The organism is Luedemannella flava, assembly GCF_039528515.1.
GTDB classification, from domain to species: domain Bacteria; phylum Actinomycetota; class Actinomycetes; order Mycobacteriales; family Micromonosporaceae; genus Luedemannella; species Luedemannella flava.
Genome location: NZ_BAAALT010000349.1, coordinates 1 through 2,308, shown reverse-complemented (window position 1 = coordinate 2,308; position 2,308 = coordinate 1). Strand labels below are relative to the sequence as shown.

General features: G+C 71.9%; 3 protein-coding genes and 1 pseudogene. 3 read left to right on the top strand and 1 reads right to left on the bottom strand.

The window, feature by feature from the left end; translation table 11 throughout:
• Positions 1-219, top strand: a pseudogene (locus tag ABD211_RS33235) (type VII secretion integral membrane protein EccD); the annotation flags it as partial.
• A gap of 54 nt (positions 220-273) precedes the next feature.
• Positions 274-1,179 (top strand): LamG domain-containing protein, encoded by a 906-nt coding sequence (locus ABD211_RS33230; RefSeq protein WP_344140512.1) that lies wholly within the window; start codon positions 274-276, stop codon positions 1,177-1,179.
• Positions 1,180-1,182: 3 nt separating this feature from the next.
• On the opposite strand, the gene ABD211_RS33225 is transcribed toward ABD211_RS33230, so the two are convergent.
• The gene (locus tag ABD211_RS33225; protein ID WP_344140514.1) at positions 1,183-1,740 is read right to left on the bottom strand and encodes an inorganic diphosphatase; all 558 of its coding nucleotides are present in this window, start codon (positions 1,738-1,740) and stop codon (positions 1,183-1,185) included.
• Between the two features lie 95 nt (positions 1,741-1,835).
• Between ABD211_RS33225 and ABD211_RS33220 the strand changes: the two genes are divergently transcribed.
• On the top strand, positions 1,836-2,308 hold a 473-nt coding region (locus tag ABD211_RS33220; protein ID WP_344140510.1), incomplete at its 3' end, for a hypothetical protein.

Here is a 2,308-nt window from a genome sequence, read left to right as displayed (position 1 = left end):
GACGGGATCGGCGCCGGGCTGCTCGCCGTCGCGGTGACGCTGGTGGCCGTCGGCGCGCTCATCGCCACGGCCGCGTTCGCCCCGCGCCGGCGCGGGGACGGCTCGCCCTACCTGGCGCGGATCGCCGACATCCTCGACATCCTCGCGGTCGTGGCGCTCGCGCCGCTGGCCTGCGTGGTGCTGGAGCTGTTCGCCTGGGTACGCGGCCTCGGCGGGTGACCCTGGTCGGTCCCGCGCGTCCATCGCGGCGAGGGCGTCGTTAAATCCGGCAAGATGAGAGCGAAGCGTACGGTTCAGGGCGTTTCCCCGCTGGCGATCGTGCTGGCTGTTCCCGCTGTCGCGCTGGCGGCGATCGGCGTCCGGGCCTCCGCCGAGTCGGGCGAGGCGACGCGCCGTCCGGCCGCCGTGCCGTCCAAGGCCCCGACCGCGCCGCCCTTCCCGCCCGTGGGCCGGCCGCCCGTGCCCGGCAACTGGGAGATCGTCGCCCGGTACACGTTCGACCGGGGTCTCGACACCGGCCAGGTGCCCGACGACTCGGGGCACGGGCACACGCTGCAGGTCGCGAGCCGCAACGGCGGCCGGATCGTCGCCGCGACCCAGGGCGCCGGCCTCGCGGTCCGCTACCCCCGACCGTGCCGGCCGCGGCCGGTGGTCCGCTCCGCCGGGCCGGACTGCCCCCGCGCCGTCCTGCAGGCGCGCAGCTCCGACGACCTGAACCCGGGCACGCGGCCGTTCTCGTGGGGCGCGATGGTGCAGTTGCCCGCGACCGCCACGAGCCCCGGCGAGAACATCCTGCAGAAGGGGCTGCGGGCCCCGATGGGCCAGTTCAAGCTGCAGGTCGACGGGGTCGCGGGCTATCCGAGCTGCGTGATCACCGAGACGCGTACGGAGAGCTTCCACGAGGCGTTCGGCCAGGTGACGATCGCCGACGGGGGGTGGCACCGCGTCGACTGCGTACGCACCCGCGACCGGCTGGCGATCTTCGTGGACGGGTACGTCAACGACATCCGGCTCATCCCGGTGGACCTGCGGGTGAGCAACTCCATGCCGCTGCGCATCGGCGGCAAGGGCGTGTGGCGCGGCAACGACCAGTTCAACGGCGCCGTCGACAACGTGTACGTGGCCGTGGCGCAGACGCCGGTGGGCGCCCCCGGAACGGGAGCGCCCACCGGACCGTAGGAGTCAGTGCGCCTCGTGCGTGCCGTTGCCGACACCGCCGTAGGGGACGACCTCGACCTCTTCCCGCTCGCCGGACTCGATCGCCTCCTCGTGCCGCTTCCAGGACAGGCGTACCTCGGCCTCGGCCTCGGCCCGGCCCACCCAGGTGGCGCCCTCGACGCTCTTGCCGGGCTCGAGGTCCTTGTAGACCTCGAAGAAGTGCTGGATCTCCTTGCGGTCGAACTCGGAGAGGTGGTGGATATCGCGCAGGTGCTCCTGGCGCGGGTCGTCCGCGGGCACGCAGAGGACCTTGTCGTCGCCGCCGGCCTCGTCCTTCATCCGGAACATGCCGATCGCCCGGCAGCGGATCAGGCAGCCGGGGAATGTGGGCTCCATCACGAGCACGAGCGCGTCGAGGGGGTCGCCGTCGTCGCCCAGGGTCCCCTCGATGAAGCCGTAGTCGGCCGGATACTGCGTCGCGGTGAACAAAGTCCGATCGAGCCGGATCCGGCCCGTTTTGTGATCAACCTCGTACTTGTTGCGCTGCCCCTTCGGGATCTCGACCGTGACGTCGAAGTCCAACATCGCACTCCTCCGGGCTCAATGACGGCAGCCGCTGGGCCGGCTTTACGGTTAGTGTCGCGCAGAGACATCGGGGGCACGGGAAGGAGGGTCCGGTGACGAGTACCGAATCACACCCTGACGCTGGGCCCGCGGGCAGCGACGCTGGGTCCGGCGAGTCCCCCGCGGCACAGCCGAACACCGGAGTTGTCCGCCCGAACACCGACGTGGTCCGGCCCGGCACCGGTGTGGTGCGCCCCGGGTCGGCCTCCGGCGCCGCCGCGGCGTCCGCCGCCGTGCCCGAGATCGAACCGGAGCTCGGCCCGATCCACGTCGTGCTGCCCAAGATCGAACTTAAGCCCGCCAAGCAGAACCTGCTCGACAAGCTCGTCGCCCCGAAGAGCAAGAAAAAGAAGAACAAGCCAAAATCAGATAGTACGGGCGAAATGCCCGTAATTCGCGACGACGAGCCGGTCGAGCCCACCACGACGTTCACCACGCCGGTCAGCCCGCCCGCCGCACCCCCGGCGGCGCCCGCGCGGCCCGTCCCGCCACCCGCGCCGCAGGCTGCCGCGCCGGCCCGTCCGGT